General features: G+C 58.3%; 14 protein-coding genes and 1 tRNA gene. 4 read left to right on the top strand and 11 right to left on the bottom strand.

Annotated features, from left to right (window positions below; translation table 11 throughout):
* Positions 1-41: 41 nt before the first annotated feature.
* From V476_RS18965 to gvpU, 6 genes are all read right to left on the bottom strand, one after another.
* On the bottom strand, positions 42-974 hold the full coding sequence (locus V476_RS18965) for a D-2-hydroxyacid dehydrogenase (RefSeq protein WP_024960228.1): 933 nt from the start codon (positions 972-974) through the stop codon (positions 42-44).
* 70 nt (positions 975-1,044) lie between these two features.
* Positions 1,045-1,338 carry a YcgL domain-containing protein gene (locus tag V476_RS18960; RefSeq protein WP_003317401.1) on the bottom strand — a complete coding sequence of 98 codons (294 nt, stop codon included), beginning with the start codon at positions 1,336-1,338 and terminating at the stop codon, positions 1,045-1,047.
* Positions 1,335-2,468 (bottom strand): ribonuclease D, encoded by a 1,134-nt coding sequence (gene rnd / locus V476_RS18955; RefSeq protein WP_003409453.1) that lies wholly within the window; start codon positions 2,466-2,468, stop codon positions 1,335-1,337. Before rnd ends, V476_RS18960 begins: the two co-directional genes overlap by 4 nt.
* Before the next feature lie 189 nt (positions 2,469-2,657).
* On the bottom strand, positions 2,658-4,298 hold the full coding sequence (locus V476_RS18950; RefSeq protein WP_024664569.1) for a phosphoethanolamine transferase: 1,641 nt from the start codon (positions 4,296-4,298) through the stop codon (positions 2,658-2,660).
* A 231-nt stretch (positions 4,299-4,529) separates the two neighbouring features.
* A complete protein-coding gene (locus V476_RS18945) occupies positions 4,530-6,221 on the bottom strand; it encodes an NAD-dependent malic enzyme (RefSeq protein ID WP_003317398.1) in 1,692 nt (563 codons plus the stop codon).
* Positions 6,222-6,533: 312 nt separating this feature from the next.
* Positions 6,534-7,016, bottom strand: coding sequence for a gas vesicle accessory protein GvpU (gene gvpU, locus V476_RS18940; RefSeq protein ID WP_003345567.1), 483 nt, complete (start codon positions 7,014-7,016; stop codon positions 6,534-6,536).
* A 297-nt stretch (positions 7,017-7,313) separates the two neighbouring features.
* Here gvpU and V476_RS18935 point away from each other — a divergent pair, with 297 nt between their 5' ends.
* Positions 7,314-8,282: an LLM class oxidoreductase gene (locus V476_RS18935; RefSeq protein ID WP_024960229.1), complete on the top strand. Its 969-nt coding sequence runs from the start codon at positions 7,314-7,316 to the stop codon at positions 8,280-8,282.
* Between the two features lie 69 nt (positions 8,283-8,351).
* On the opposite strand, the gene V476_RS18930 is transcribed toward V476_RS18935, so the two are convergent.
* A complete protein-coding gene (locus V476_RS18930; protein ID WP_024960230.1) occupies positions 8,352-9,281 on the bottom strand; it encodes a LysR family transcriptional regulator in 930 nt (309 codons plus the stop codon).
* A gap of 332 nt (positions 9,282-9,613) precedes the next feature.
* Between V476_RS18930 and V476_RS18925 the strand changes: the two genes are divergently transcribed.
* From V476_RS18925 to V476_RS27505, 3 genes are all read left to right on the top strand, one after another.
* Positions 9,614-10,735, top strand: a complete 1,122-nt coding sequence (locus V476_RS18925) for an alkene reductase (RefSeq protein ID WP_024960231.1) — start codon at positions 9,614-9,616, stop codon at positions 10,733-10,735.
* Between the two features lie 331 nt (positions 10,736-11,066).
* On the top strand, positions 11,067-11,315 hold the full coding sequence (locus tag V476_RS18920) for a CopG family ribbon-helix-helix protein (protein WP_003345556.1): 249 nt from the start codon (positions 11,067-11,069) through the stop codon (positions 11,313-11,315).
* Positions 11,293-11,604: a type II toxin-antitoxin system RelE/ParE family toxin gene (locus V476_RS27505; protein ID WP_080278522.1), complete on the top strand. Its 312-nt coding sequence runs from the start codon at positions 11,293-11,295 to the stop codon at positions 11,602-11,604. The genes V476_RS18920 and V476_RS27505 overlap by 23 nt, the downstream gene beginning before the upstream one ends.
* A 724-nt stretch (positions 11,605-12,328) precedes the next feature.
* Here the strand turns inward: V476_RS27505 and V476_RS18910 are convergent.
* From V476_RS18910 to bamC, 4 genes are all read right to left on the bottom strand, one after another.
* Positions 12,329-12,418: transfer RNA gene (locus V476_RS18910), tRNA-Ser, on the bottom strand.
* Positions 12,419-12,509: 91 nt separating this feature from the next.
* Entirely contained in the window at positions 12,510-13,220 is a 711-nt protein-coding gene (gene purC / locus V476_RS18905; protein ID WP_004418654.1) for a phosphoribosylaminoimidazolesuccinocarboxamide synthase, read from the bottom strand.
* Between the two features lie 28 nt (positions 13,221-13,248).
* On the bottom strand, positions 13,249-14,007 hold the full coding sequence (locus V476_RS18900) for an MBL fold metallo-hydrolase (RefSeq protein ID WP_011267088.1): 759 nt from the start codon (positions 14,005-14,007) through the stop codon (positions 13,249-13,251).
* Positions 14,008-15,126, bottom strand: coding sequence for an NlpB/DapX family lipoprotein (bamC, locus tag V476_RS18895; RefSeq protein ID WP_024960233.1), 1,119 nt, complete (start codon positions 15,124-15,126; stop codon positions 14,008-14,010).
* Positions 15,127-15,144 lie beyond the last annotated feature (18 nt).

The following is a 15,144-nucleotide window of genomic DNA, read 5'->3' as shown; positions in this document are numbered from 1 at the left end:
TGCGAGCCGACGCCTGAAACGTCGGCTCGTTGGCAAGGGCGTCAGTAACCTCGCGAAAAATCGACCTCTCCGCGCAGCGCTTCTCCTGCCTGAAAAGCGTTCAGGTTATGCACGAAAAGCTCGGTCATGGCCACTGGCGAGGTAGGCGCCGAGCTGTGACCGGTCAACAGCAGACCGTAGGCAGTCCAGAACGGATGCCGCTGCGGCAAAGGCTCCTGACGGCAGACGTCAATCACCGCGCCAGCCAGATGCCCTTCCTTCAACGCCTCGACCAGATCCGCATCGACAACAGCCACCCCGCGTCCGACGTTGATGAACAGCGCCGTGGGCTTGAAGCTGGCGAACAACTTGGCGTCGTACAGGTCGTGCGTCTCGGACGTGTTGGGCAGCAGGTTGATGACGTAATCCATGTCGCCGAGGAGGCGCGTCATGTCTGACAACGCTGTCACTTCAATGAACGGTTCCTGAGTGCGTGCACTGGAGGCCACACCGTACACCTGCACGCCGAACGGCAGGAGGAACTCGGCAACGCGCTGACCGATATCACCGGCACCGACGATCAATGCCTTGCGGCCCGCCAGGCTCTGCCCGGTTCGGTTGTCCCACTTGCGCTCGACCTGACTCATCAGGCGCGCCAGCACCTCACGCTCATGGCCGAGCATGTAGGTCAAAACGAACTCAGCCATGACCTGGCCGAAAATCCCGACTGCACGGGTCAGGCGATAATCCCGCGACAGGCTGTCAGCCAGCAGCGGCGTGATGCCCGCCCAGGTGGATTGCAGCCATTGCGGCGTGTGCCCCTGCCGCAGCAGATTGGCCATCAGGTCGGGCTGTCCCAGCCAGACCGGGCAGTCGCTGGCCATGCGCGACAACTCGGCAGAATCGCCAGTGCTGAAAACTTCCAGATCAGGCGCAGCCTTGCGCAACAATTGGGTGTAAACGTGGTAATCGTGCTCGGCAATCAGAACGCGCATGTTTCAAAAACCTTAAAAACAGGACAGGCAACCCACGTCGATGTGGGCCGCTTTACAACGTGAGCAACGATTACATGGGATCGTTGCGGCGCAGCAGCTCTTCGGGCAAGTGCTCGATGTAATCGTCTTCAGCCGGCGGCATCTGCAAGTGATAGCCCTGGCTGTCGAGGTTCTCCAGCACCACATTGATATCTTCGCGCGACAGCGCCCGCTCGGGACTCAGCACCAGATCGAACGCATGAACCGGCTTGCCGAAGGCCACCATCAGCTCGGGCGGCACACGCTTGAGGACGTCGCTCTTCAGGACGTAAAGGTACATCTCGTTTCTTTTCGGGCTGCGATAAATCGAGCAGATGCGCTTCAAGACGGTTCTCCGGGGGTGGCCAGGCTGTCCAGCAGCGCCTGACCCATCAACTCGCGACGCCAGCCACGCAGCGAGTCGGGTAATTGGTAAGGACCGTCGGGGTAGCCGCTCTTGAGCAGGGCTTCGAGGGTCTTCTTGCGCAGCATCAGCTCCGGGGCCATGTCCAGTCGCTCGGCGTACTGCTGACCGATGGCACGCAGACGCTTGATCGACCCGGCCGCATCGATGGGCAACGGCTCGGGCAACGCAGGTGGCCACTCTTCCGGAGGCAGCACGCTCGCGGTCTTGATCAGCTCGAGCAGAAACTCGCCGTCATGGCGGACCGTCCGCGGGTGCATGTCTTCGATCCGTGCCAGTGCGCCGAGGTTGTCCGGCTGGGTTTTGGCCAATGGCCAGAGCGAGTGCTCACGCACTATACGGTTGCGCGGCAGGTTGCGGGCACGCGCCTCGCGCTCGCGCCAGGCACACAACTCGCGCAGCACGGCTAGCTGGGCGCGGGACAACTTCCAGGCCAGCTTGGCGTCGCGATACACCTCGTACGGGTCCACCTCACGGCGCAGGTTGGCGACCAGTTCGGCGCCGTCATCCAGCAGCCAGGCGTATTTGTCGTCGGACAAGCGCGGGCGCAGGATGGTGAACAGCTCGGCCAGGTGCACGGCATCTTCGGCCGCGTAGCTGATCTGCGTTTCCGACAGCGGGCGTTGCAGCCAGTCGGAGCGGGTTTCGCCCTTGGGCAGGTCGATGTCGAGGACCTCCTGAACCAGACGCGAGTAACCCATGGAAAAACCCAGGTTCAGGTAGGCAGCTGCCAACTGGGTGTCAAACAGCGGAACCGGCAGGCTGCCGGTCAGGCGCAGCAGCACCTCGAGGTCTTCGCTGCACGCATGCACCACCTTGATGACGTCGGGGTTTTCGAGCAACGCAGACAGCGGCCGCCAGTCGTTGATCAGCAACGGATCAATCAGCCAGGCGCTCTGCCCGTCGCCGATCTGCAGCAGCGCAGCGATCGGATAAAAAGTGTCGACCCGCATAAACTCGGTGTCGAGCGCCACAAAAGGCAGTGACTGCCATTGTGCGCAATGCCGGGCGAGGCTGTCGTCGTCGCGAATCCAGTGAATATCGATGGCCACACGGCTCTCCCTTCAACAATGGCGCGCAGTATATATCGTCATGGGAGATTATCGCGCGTCTGTCGTCCGGGTCTGGCGCATCTTCATGCAAATGACGGACAGGAGGAGCTATTGCCGGGCAGACGCGCTGCCGATGATCGTCCCCATAACGTGAGAGGACGATCAATACCCGGAACGCCGCGCACGTGGTTACTTGTCGGTGGCCGCCAACTCGCTGCGGCACCCGGCAAACATATCGAGGCTGGGGTCATAAACCTTGGTATCGACTTTTAACAGGCCGAGCATGGAATGGAAAAGGTTGTCCTGGCTCAAGGGGGCATTACGCTGTTTGGCCAGACACTCCGGCGTGACGGCAAAGGACTTCTGATAGTTATCGGACAACCAGACCATCATCGGCACATGCTTTTGCTGATCAGGCGCCAGCACATAAGGCGTGCCGTGCAGGAACAGATTGTACTCGCCCAGCGACTCGCCATGGTCAGACAGATACACCATGGCGGTATCGACCTTATTTTGATTGGCGCGTAAAAGATCAATCAGCGTGGCCAGTACATGGTCGGTGTACAACAACGTATTGTCGTACGCATTGACGATGCTGTCCCGGCTGCAATTGTTCAACGCATTGCTTTCACACACCGGGGTAAACTTTTCAAACTCTTTTGGGTAACGTTTGTAGTATTCAGGCCCGTGGCTGCCCATCTGGTGCAGAACAAGCACGGTGTCCTTGTCGAGGCTGTCGATAAAGGTCTGCAGGTTTTGCAAGAGTATCTCGTCCCGGCATTCATGGTTGTTGCACAACAGCGGGTCCTTGAGATTGCTCACGTCCTGAAAGGTCACTCGATCGCAGGTGCCTTTGCAGCCAGCCTGATTGTCACGCCATATCACGTCTATGCCCGCGCGCTTCAGTACATCCAGCAAGCCTTCCTGATTGCGCGCCTGGGTAGCGTTGTAATTCTTGCGTCCCATATTGGAAAACATGCAAGGCACCGACACGGCGGTTTCAGTGCCGCAGGAATACACATCGGTAAACGCCACCAGCCCGCTTTCCTTGTTCAGGTTGGGCGTGGTGTTACGACCGTAGCCAAGGATTCCGAAGTTCTCGGCCCGGGCACTTTCGCCGACCACCAGCACGGTCAAGGATTTGCGGGCATGCGTGGCCCAGTCCGCAGAACGTTTGGCGTCCTCGCCGATCTTGACGAACGGGCGCCTTGCGGAGATCACCTGTTCACTCAGGTAGCCCAGCGACGCACCAATGTAATTGCTTGGCACCACCATCAGGCGCAATTCATGGTGATTGCGGAACAATGACGACAGTCCTTGGTAATTGGCCAGTGCAACGCCGCCGATTGCCACGCAGCACGCCACCGTCACCAACAGTTTGCTGAACAGTTCAAGGTGCCAGCGACGGTAGCTGATCGGCAGTTTCCAGAGTATCAACGAGGGCACTACGCCCAGCAGAAGGATATACAAGGCCAGTTTTAAAGACAGCAGCCCCTGCACTTCCGTCACGTTGGTTTCGGCGAAGTTTCGAAACATGCCGGCGTCGATCATGACCCCGTATTCGGTCATGAAATAAACCACCCCCGCGCTGATCATAAACAGACTGATCAACACCGGTTTAAACACACGACGGAATGCCAACAGCGTCAAAACGATATTGAACACGCAGAAAATCATCAAGCCAAACGCAAAGCGCATGGCCAACCCTTTGCTATCGGCGCTGGTAATCGAGAAAAGATGCTGCCAGAGATTGATATTGAAACCCAGTAACAGAAACGCACTGGCAAGTAGGGTTACAACCTCTGGACGAACAGTTCTGGGTGTCGGCATCGTGGTCTGCTTATCGAATTAATATGCATCGGGCATTCAGGAGCCAGTGAACGCCCCGATGGCGCGCACTGTAGGCAGCGCATCATCAATTTTATGTGAAAACGGTGAGAGGATTGGGTTGAATGAAGCTTATTTCACTGTAAAGAAATGCGTTGCAGCATTAACGCATTTGCGAGCAGCGTGTCTCCGCAAGCAAGCTTGCGGAGACATCAGCCGTTCAAACGCGCCTGATCAGACCGAGCGACGACGATAGGCCCGATAGCCCGGCAACCAGAAATTGCGCTCGATGGCCTCAAGCAGCGCCTCTTCGGTGGTTTCCAGTGCCAGCCCTTCGGCTTGCGCTTCCCTGGCCACAGCCAGGGCGATCTTGCGGCTGACCTGCTGGATTTCCTTGAGCGGCGGCAACACCGCATCACCCTTCCCTGTCACCATCGGCGAGCACTCGGCCAGCGCATTGGACGCCGCCATGAGCATCCGGTCAGTGATGCGCGATGCCTTACAGGCCACCACGCCGAGGCCGATGCCCGGAAAGATGTAGGAGTTGTTGCACTGCGCGATGTGCACCGTGCGACCGTTGATTTCCACTGGCGCAAACGGACTCCCGGTGGCTACCAGTGCATTGCCGTCGGTCCAGCGCAGGATTTCTTCCGGAGTGGCTTCCACTTTGGACGTCGGATTGGACAGCGGCATTACCAGGGGTTTGGCGCAATGCTTGTGCAGTTCGCGAATCACTTGCTCGGTGAACAGACCGCGCTGCCCGGACACACCGATCATCACGGTGGCCCCGGCGTGGGTGACTACATCGAGCAATTGCGGGAAGGCTTCCGAGCCGGCAGTCCAGCCAGACACGTCGGCAGTCTTTTGCGCCAGTCGTTTCTGGAAGTCGAGCAGATTGTCCATGCTTTCGGTCAACAGGCCGAAACGATCAACCATGAAGATGCGTTTGCGCGCTTCGCTTTCGCTCAGGCCTTCGATGCGCATCGCTGCGATGATGTGCTCGGCGATCCCGCAGCCTGCCGAACCGGCACCGACAAACACCACCTTCTGCTGGCCGAGGGTTTCATTCTTGGCCTTGCAGGCTGCCAGCAACGTACCCACAGCGACCGACGCGGTGCCCTGGATGTCATCGTTGAAGCAGCACAGTTCGTCGCGGTACTTTTCGAGCAACGGCATGGCGTTGGACTGGGCGAAATCTTCGAACTGCAGCAACACGTCAGGCCAGCGACGCTGCACCGCGTCGATGAACAGCGCGATGAAGTCTTCGTATTCCTTGCCCGATACCCGCTCGTGACGCCAGCCCATGTACATCGGGTCGTCCAGCAGCTCACGGTTGTTGGTGCCGACATCCAGCACGATCGGCAGCGTGTACGCCGGGCTGATCCCGCCACAAGCGGTGTACAGCGACAGTTTGCCGATCGGGATGCCCATGCCGCCGATGCCCTGATCGCCCAGACCGAGAATTCGCTCGCTGTCGGTCACGACAATGATCTTGATCCGGTCCTTGGTCGCGCTGCGCAAAATGTCATCGATGCGGTCGCGCTCAGGGTAGGAAATGAACAGGCCGCGATGCGTGCGGTAGATCTTGGAGAATTCCTGACAGGCCTGCCCCACCGTCGGCGTGTAGATGATCGGCAGCATCTCGTCCAGGTGGGAGTCGAGCAGGCGGAAAAACAGGGTTTCGTTGTTGTCCTGGATCGAGCGCAGGTAGATATGCTTGTCCAGGTCGCTGGCACACTGTTTGTACTGGCTGTAGACCCGGGTGACTTGCTCTTCGATCGTCTCTACGTTCTGCGGCAGGAGCCCGATCAGATTGAATTCGACCCGCTCTTGCGGGGTGAAGGCACTGCCTTTGTTCAGCAGGGGCATTTCCAGCAGTGAGGGTCCTGCGTAGGAAATGTACAAAGGTCGCGAAGTTTTGGTCATTTTCTCTAATCGCCTTTTTCGTCTACTCATTAATTCTTTATGTCGACCGGGGCGGGCAGCCTGGCTCAGTTCTTGTTGTTTTTTCTTGTCGCCAGCTCTCTATCAGGCCATGCCGAAAACCATTCGGCAGATAAGGTCAGGGCGAACATATTACTCGCCTGACCTCGGCTTGCGACATTTTGTCGCGCAAAGAGTGGCTAAGTGACGCTATTACAGACGCAGCGTCCCATGACCAGCCAGTGCATTCAGCACTCCGGAAGCGATCATGAGACTGAGTGAAAAAGCCCCGACGGACGTCGAGGCTTCAAAGGGTCAGGCTGCGTCAGGCTTTTCGGCGATAAGCCCGATGGTGAACCCATCGACGGCCGAGATCCGGCCCCGCCACAGCACACCGGCATCACAAATCGGGTTGCCGTCAGTAGAGTAGGTGCGGCAGTCCTTCAAGTGAAGGAAATGGAAGGCCGGGGTGTCTTCAGACGACTCACCGGGCTTGAAGGACAGGATCATCTCTTTCATGGTCGCGTCAGTACCGTTGGCGAACGAGCTGAACGGTGCCGAGATATCGTCGGCCAACTGCTCGAAATACGCATCGTGAGAAATCAGATGCCCGGAAACCAGATTCCCGCCCACCGACAGCGTCACGCCCATCTCAACCTTGGTGTTGGCAACAAACTTGACCAGCCATTGCAGCAACCAGTCGATCTGCTTGCCCTGCCACTTGAACTGAGCAATCACGTCATCGTGGCTCTGGCTGGGAGAAGGTTGCGACTTTTGTACCTGATCTGCGTCTGACATCTGAAAGCTCCTCGCCTCACAAAACGTTGAACCCAAGGTATAGATCAGATCGGGCGAAAGCGAAACCGGGAGGCAAGATTAGTTTGCGAATCGCCAAGGGGGACGTGTGAAACCAGGCGATTTCGCGGGAAGATGATGACAGTGTTTCTACTCTGCACGGGATGCCAGTGGCTCGGTTAAGTGTTGCAGACCGAATATTGGTGATTTTTTTTCACAATGACTGATCCAAAAGATCGGAGATCCGCCTAAAGGTCATCTATAGAATCGAATGATCGATTTCCGAAACGGAGTAAAACGATGACTCAGAACAATCAATCGCTCGGCCTGGAGAACCATACGGTGTTCAGCAGTACATTCCAGCCCGATCAGTTGACCATCGGATTCATCTCGCCCGCGCGCGGCTATCCTGACGGCCCTTTTCCCAGCCTGGAGGACCAGGCCGAGATCGTGCAGCGCCTCGATCAGAGCGATGCTGCGGCACTGTGGCTGCGCGATGTGCCGTTTTACGATCCGTCATTTGGCGACACCGGCCAGGTCCTCGATCCGCTGGTGTACGCGGGCTGGCTGGCAGCGCTCACTCATAGAATCGCCATCGGCACTGCCGGCATCGTCAGCCCGTTGCGAGAGCCGGTCATCACCGCCAAGCAGATCGCTACGGCGGACCAACTCTTGGGAGGCCGCTTTCTCGCTGGCATGGCTTCGGGTGACCGGGCAACAGAGTACCCAGCTTTCGGGGTCGACTTTGCCAGCCGAGCGGAACGCTATCGGGAAGCGCTAACGCTGATCAAAACGCTGATTTCAGAGTCATTTCCGCGCCTGAAGACACAGCATTTCGGCCAGTTGCGGGGCGATATCGATCTGGTACCCAAACCCGCAGCTCAACGGGTCCCTATCATCGCCATCGGTCGTGCTGGACAGAGCCTGGAGTGGCTTGCAGCCAATGTAGATGCCTGGATCTGGCATGGCGACGCGCTGCGCATGTCGGAGGCTGTGCCGCATTGGCGTGAGGCAACCGCTTCCAGAGGATTCGTCCCTTTCGGCTATGGCGCGATGTTCGACCTCGACGCCAATCCTGACGCGCCGCTACAAACGGGTCGAGTGCTAAAGGGCGGTCGAAAGGCGTTGAAAGACTTCTTCTCACGGCAACGCGAAGCCGGGATCAATCATGTCGCATTGAACCTCAAGCCCACGCGACGTCCCTCTGTGGAGGTGATCGATGAACTTCAGGAGCACATCCTCCCCGAATTTTCCATTACGTCAGGCTGAGGAGACAGGGACGGCTTCGCGCTTCTGTGTTGTAAGCGGCTTTGCGATCATCCCCGATTCAATGATTATTCAAGCCCGCTCAACACGCCCGGCAGGCGTGAGATTGGCTCCCAGGTAGGCGACCAACGCGCTGACTTTTGGCAGCGCCTCGCGACTTCGAAGCCAGACAAGATTCATCGGAAGGCCTTCGGTAGCAAGATCCGGCAGCACCTCCACCAGCCTGCCGCTGTTCAGATGCACCTGGACCAGCCAGGTCGGTAGCTGAGCGATGCCTAGCCCCGCCAGCACCGCCATCACCTCACCCTCTCCGTCTCCCACGGCAATGTGCGGATGCATGATCCTGCGCTCCATATCCCCCGGTTGGCGACCCTTGAAATACCAGGGGATCGCCATACCGTCATTTTGCCCATAGCCGATGCACTGGTGATCATCAAGGTCCGACACCGTTTTGGGCTGCCCATATTGATTTACATACTCGGGCGACGCGCAAAAAATCAGCTTCTGCGTTCCAAAAAACTGATGAGCCATGGCGGCTGGCCAGGCATCTGAACCACCGATCCTGACGACGATATCGATGCCCTCGTGCACCGGGTCGACGTACCGATCGGAAAAAGACACATGGGGCTGCAACCTGGGGTGCTGCTTCATGAAATCAAGAATCAACGGCAGGACATGTAAACGCCCATACGAAGCAGGCAAATCAATATGCACCTTGCCCTGTGGCTCGGTCTGAGTTGAGGTCAGCGCAATCTCGACTTCCTCCAGATCCGAAAGGACCGTTGTGCAGGTACGGTAGAAGGTTTCCCCTGCCTCGGTGAGCGACAGCCGACGCGTGGTGCGCTGAAACAACCGGGTGCGCAGACGCCCTTCCAATCGCGCAATGCTCTTGCTGATCGCCGAGTTGGTCAGGTTCAACCGTTCAGCTGCGGCCGTGAAGCTGCCCATGTCGGCGACGATGACGAACACATCGATACCCTTGAGTCGCTCAGACGAAAACATAAACGCTCCGATTATTGAATTCCATTCCACTCACTTGATAGAAACCAGCAAAAATAAAACGCCATTTCTCCAATAGACTATGTCAAAACCTGTTCGGAGTTAAGCCTCATACAGCGCTGCACTGGCCCCGGACAACACCTAACGCTCGGACTATCAGTCCTGATGATGGCGTTCGCAACATCCCTGCTGGGCAAATTGGCGGGTGGCTAACGGGCTTCGGAGTGATCGTTGCGCTGCTGCTGACGCGTCGCCAGTCATCCCCTGACAGCCGCCTTCCCCAAGGCTGCTGCCGTCATTGTCCTTTTGATTCCCCCTCCACAGGAGAGACTGCCTTGACTCTGTTCAATGAATTCAAACTCGGCAACACGACCCTCAGCAACCGCGTCGTCATGGCGCCCATGACCCGCTCGCGTGCCCCCGAGGACATCGCCACCGAACAGATCGCGCTGCACTACACCCAGCGCGGCACTGCCGGCCTGATCGTGTCGGAAGGTACACCGATCTCCCGTGAAGGCCAGGGCTACCTGTTCAATCCAGGCATCTATACACCGGAGCAGATCAAGGGTTGGAAGCTGGTGACCGACTCGGTCCACAGCGTCGGCGGTCGCATGTTCGCTCAGCTCTGGCACGTCGGCCGCGTATCCCACACCTCGATCCAGATCGACGGCCAAGCACCGGTCAGCGCCACCACCAAACAAGCACAGGGCGCAGTCGCATTCGCTTATGGCGAAGACGGCGAACCCGGCTTCGTGCCCACCTCCGTGCCGCGCCCGCTCACCACCGAAGAAGTGGCGCGAGTCGTCGAGGATTTCGCCCAGGCCGCGCAGAATGCGATCGACGCCGGTTTCGACGGCGTGGAAATTCACGGCGCCAATGGCTACCTGTTGGAGCAATTCCTCAACCCGCAGGTCAACGACCGCGCCGATCAGTACGGTGCGAGCAACCTGCAAGATCGCCTGCGCTTTGTCTTCGAAGTGATCGATGCTGCCTGCGCCAGAATCGGTGCCGACCGCGTTGGTATTCGCATCTCGCCCTATGGCCAGTTGTTCGATATGCCGCTCTACCCGGAGATCGACGAAACCTACTCAGCGCTGTGTGCAGGCATGCGCGAACGCGGCATCGCCTATGTACACGTCATGGACCAGACGCACTTCTTCATGGCCGGCGAAAGCTCGGCCGCTCAGGAACAGGCACTGCGTAAACTGCTCAAGCACTGCAAGGCCGAACTGGGCAACACCGCGCTGATCCTCGCCGGCGACATGACCCGCGAGCGCGCGGATGCACTGCTGGAAGAAAACCTGATCGACCTGGCTGCGTTTGGCCAGCCCTTCATCGGCAACCCCGACCTGGTCGCCCGGCTGAAAAACGGCTGGCCCCTGACGACCCCGGACCGTGACACCTACTACGGTGGCGATGCGCAGGGCTACATCGACTACACGCCCTACCGCGCTTGACCTACTGGCCGGGACGCCGCGTTGGAGCGGTGTCTCGGCTGGTCTCGCGGTGAAAGCTGACTTTCAGCCGGGCACCGGCAACTGTGTCAGCGCAGCCATATCCTTGCCGTGGGCAGTTGGGTCTGAATGACGACGAGTTGGAAGTCCTCAGGGATAGGCTTGTACGGCATCTGACTGAACCGCTAGACGGATGAGAAGCCGATAAAAGTAAACTCTCAGTAAAATCTGTTTTGACTGAACATTGACAGACCCCGTGCGTGAGCAAGTACACTGAGTATACCGTTTGATTTTTTGTATACATTGTTTACAGCTAGCAGCCGTGGAGGCCAATATGGCATCGCCTGTTCTGTCATTCCGAGTAGAAGAAGGCTTGGTCGAAATGCTCGACCAGCTTGCCCTTGCCACGGACCGTGATCGTCAGTACCACCTGAAACGTGCTCTGTCTCGCTACGTTGAAGCAGAAGCGTGGCATTTGAAAGCCATTGATGAAGGCTTGGCCGACATCGATGCAGGGAAGACGATCGATCTGGAAACCGTTAAAGCCAAGTGGGTAGCACGTGCCGCAAATCGAGTTAAGTGAAAAAGCCGATAGCGATCTGGAAGCGATTCATGAGCATTACGCGGGGCTGATGGGCCACCAGAGAGCTGACGAAGTCGTAAATACCATTCTGGAATCCATTGAGCAGCTCGCGACGTTTACGGGGATGGGACGCCCTTCCCAAACCCCGGACGTGCGCGAGCTGGTACTTACCCGCTACCCCTTCGTAGTGAGCTATGTGGTTCGCACCCAGGTCGTATTCATTGTTCGTGTACTGCATGAGCGGAACGAGCGCCTGAACATTGCAAAAATCCCGGATCAATTCCGCTAGGCCCCGCGCCTGTAGCCCTGCCATTTACATCCCCCATCAGCTGCGTTTATGCCCGTACCACCGCGCCAAAGGCCGCATGAACGACTTGATGACCCTCGCCAGCCTGATAGAAAAACCTCATCCGCTTCGGTCATTACTGGCATTTACTGCGATGCGCTCCCGGCCAACGGCGAAAGAGCGGGTCTGCACCGACGCACCTGTGGTCATCTAATGCCACTGCATTGCCTATCGACTACGGGCGCATTTACCGGAAGGCGGGACCACTGAACTGATCAGCTGCGCGGCATTCACCTAGCGGGGCCAATCCCCATTAAGGCGACCAAACCCAGCAGTGCAAGCACACGCAAACAGGCAGCTTCAGTCAGACCGAAGACCAGAGTGCGACCGGCTCAGTTACCGTCAGTGCGGACGTGGTCGCTGCAGGCATCTGCAGTCGAGTCGGCCAGAAAGCAAGGTGACATTCAACCAAACGCCCGGACCAATGCGTTCCAATTGAGAGACATACGACCCAGACTGCGAGCAAGAACGACAATCTGAATCCTGTCAGCGGGCTGCAGGGACATGAAAGAAAGACTTACGCAGCACGTGTATCGCGTGCGGAAGAGGTCGTAAATCCGACCGAATGAGGCAGGGATGCGGGACCAATTTCCAGAAGCCCTGGAATGATGGTTATTTTGGCCACAAAAAAACCCGCAGCTGAATCAGCTACGGGTCTTTATTTGTATGGCGGAGAGATAGGGATTCGAACCCTAGGTACCGGTGAAGGTACAACGGATTTCGAATCCGTCCCATTCGGCCACTCTGGCATCTCTCCAACGGCGCGCATCATAACAGCATCAACGCAGAAGGCGAAGCCCTTCTGCTGTTTTTTTTCGTGCTATCAAGCGCTTGCGTGTTTTTTCCGCTTACAGCGGCACGCCCAGACGGTTTGCGACTTCTTCGTAGGCTTCGATGACGTCGCCCAGACCCTGGCGGAAGCGGTCCTTGTCCATTTTCTTGCGGGTGTCCTTGTCCCAGAGGCGGCAGCCGTCCGGGCTGAATTCGTCGCCGAGGACGATTTCACCGTGGAATACGCCGAATTCGAGTTTGAAGTCGACCAGCAGCAGGCCGGCGTCGTCAAACAGTCTGGTCAGCACGTCATTGACCTTGATCGACAGCTCTTTCATGCGAACCAGTTGCTCGGCGGTGCCCCAGCCGAACGCCACAACGTGGGATTCGTTGATGAACGGGTCGCCCTTGGCGTCGTCCTTGAGGAACAGTTCGAAGGTGTACGGATTGAGCTTGGTGCCCTCTTCGATGCCCAGACGCTTGACCAGGCTGCCAGCAGCGTAGTTACGCACGACGCATTCGACCGGGATCATGTCGAGCTTCTTGACCAGGCACTCGTTGTCGCCCAGCAGCTTGTCGAACTGGGTGGGAATACCCGCTTCTTCAAGCTTCTGCATGATGAAGGCGTTGAACTTGTTGTTCACCATGCCTTTACGGTCGAGCTGTTCGATGCGCTTGCCGTCGAACGCCGAGGTGTCGTTGCGGAACAGCAGGATCAAGCGGTCAGCGTCGTCGGTCTTGTAAACCGATTTGGCTTTGCCGCGGTAGAGTTCTTCACGTTTTTCCATGATGGGCTCCGCTTGCTAAGTAGTTGGGCTAGGCGATATGTCGCCAGTCGAGCCCTGAATCTTGATCGGCCAGTTGCAGCCAGTCCGGGTCGCACCCGAGGGTGTCGACGAAACATTGCCGGGCCAGGTGCGGCAGGTTGTTCTTGCTGCTGAGATGCGCCAGCACCAAGTGCTGAAGGTCCTGCCATCCCAGTTCGCTCACCAGGCTGGCAGCCTGATGGTTGTTCAAATGACCGGTTTCACAGCCAACGCGTTGCTTGAGAAAGACCGGATACTGGCCTCGGGCAAGCATGTCGCGACAGTGATTGGCCTCGATCATCAAGGCATCCAGGCCTTGATAACGCTGTAATACGTTGGAGCAGTAAGAGCCAAGGTCGGTCAGCAGGCCAAAGCGGCGCTTGCCGTCACTGAAGACGAACTGCGTCGGTTCCAGTGCATCGTGAGCGACCGACACCACGTCGATGTCCAGTGCGCCGATCTGCAGACTCTCCCCGCCTGCCAGCAGGCCGGCAATTTCCACCGGTTTGCGCATTCCGCGCAATGTCCCGCTGCTGAGGTAGACCGGCACATTGTAGCGCCGCGACAGCAAACCCACGCCATGCACATGATCGGCATGTTCGTGGGTCACCAGTATGGCGCTCAGCTGGCTTGCCGAGACGCCCAGCCGAGCCAGGCGCCGTTCGGTTTCCCGCAGGGAGAAACCGCAATCGACCAGTACGTACGTATCGTTGCTTGCGACCAGCGTGCCGTTGCCACGACTGCCGCTGCCGAGAACCGCGAAACGCACTTAACCCAGGTTGTCTTGAATAACGCTCAACACCCGACGTGCGATATCCGCAGGTGCGACGGTGTTGATGTTCTTCTCGACGGTCACTTGAACGTTGTCACCGACCTTGCTCAGGCGGACCTGATAGCGCTCGGCGCGGGCATCGATCTCTTCCTTGGTCGACTTGCTGCCAAACATGCGGCCGAAGAAACCAGGCTCGTTTTCAGGCGTCTTGGCTTTTTCAGCCAGGTTGATGTAGTACAGGCCCAGGCTGCGGTTGATGTCCTCGACACGCCAGTCGCCCTGATCCAGCGCACGACCAACGCTCGACCATGCGCGGTCCAGATCGGCACCGAGGTTCAAGACCGGGTTGGCGCTGCCGTCTTCGCTCAAGGCAACACGGCTTGGGGTGTCGTAGTCACGTGCCGCCAGCAGGGAAATCGAACCGCCCTTCTCGGCGTTGCGGCCCATGCTGGCCAGCAGATCGTCGGTCAGTGCGGCATCAAGGCCCAGGTTGGTGGTGCGCGTCGGGAAGGCCACGTCGGCAGTGCTGCCGGCAGGACGCTCGACGCTGACCACGTAGACTTCACTGGTATTGCGCTGCACGCCCGGCTCGATGCGAACCCGTACACGGGTTTCCGAGTCGGCCGAGACGCCGGCAGCGCTCAGACGCTTGGCCACCGAAGCGGACAGCTCATCGAGGCGCTGCCACGAGGAGCTGAATTCGCCCGTCTGTGGACGCTCTTCGGCGATACGGAAACCGTTGTCTTCGAAATACTGGTGGGCCACCGGCCAGACTTCGGCTGGCTGACGCTGAGCCAGGATCCAGTGCGCATCACCACTCTTCTGCAGGCTGAAGTCGCTCGACTCGGAAGTCGTGCCCAGCGGCTGAGGACGGGGCACGATGTACTCGCCGTCTTTCTGGGTGCTGTCAGCCACGTTACGCGGGATCGGCAGCAAAGGATCCAGACGCTTGACGCCGGTAACATCGGCAGGCAACTGCATGGGTGGGGTCTGGGTCGCCTGGAGGTAATCACTGCCGCGATCACGGAAGTAACCATCTTCGCCCCAGAGCCAACCGCAACCGCTGGTGCTGGAGATAATAAGAGCAAGTGCGGAAAGTCCGGCCAATCGCTTCATTGCGTGATACTTCCTCAA

Origin of the sequence: Pseudomonas syringae KCTC 12500 (assembly GCF_000507185.2) — a bacterium.
Lineage (GTDB): Bacteria > Pseudomonadota > Gammaproteobacteria > Pseudomonadales > Pseudomonadaceae > Aquipseudomonas > Aquipseudomonas syringae.
This window is presented reverse-complemented; position numbering and strand designations above follow the sequence as displayed.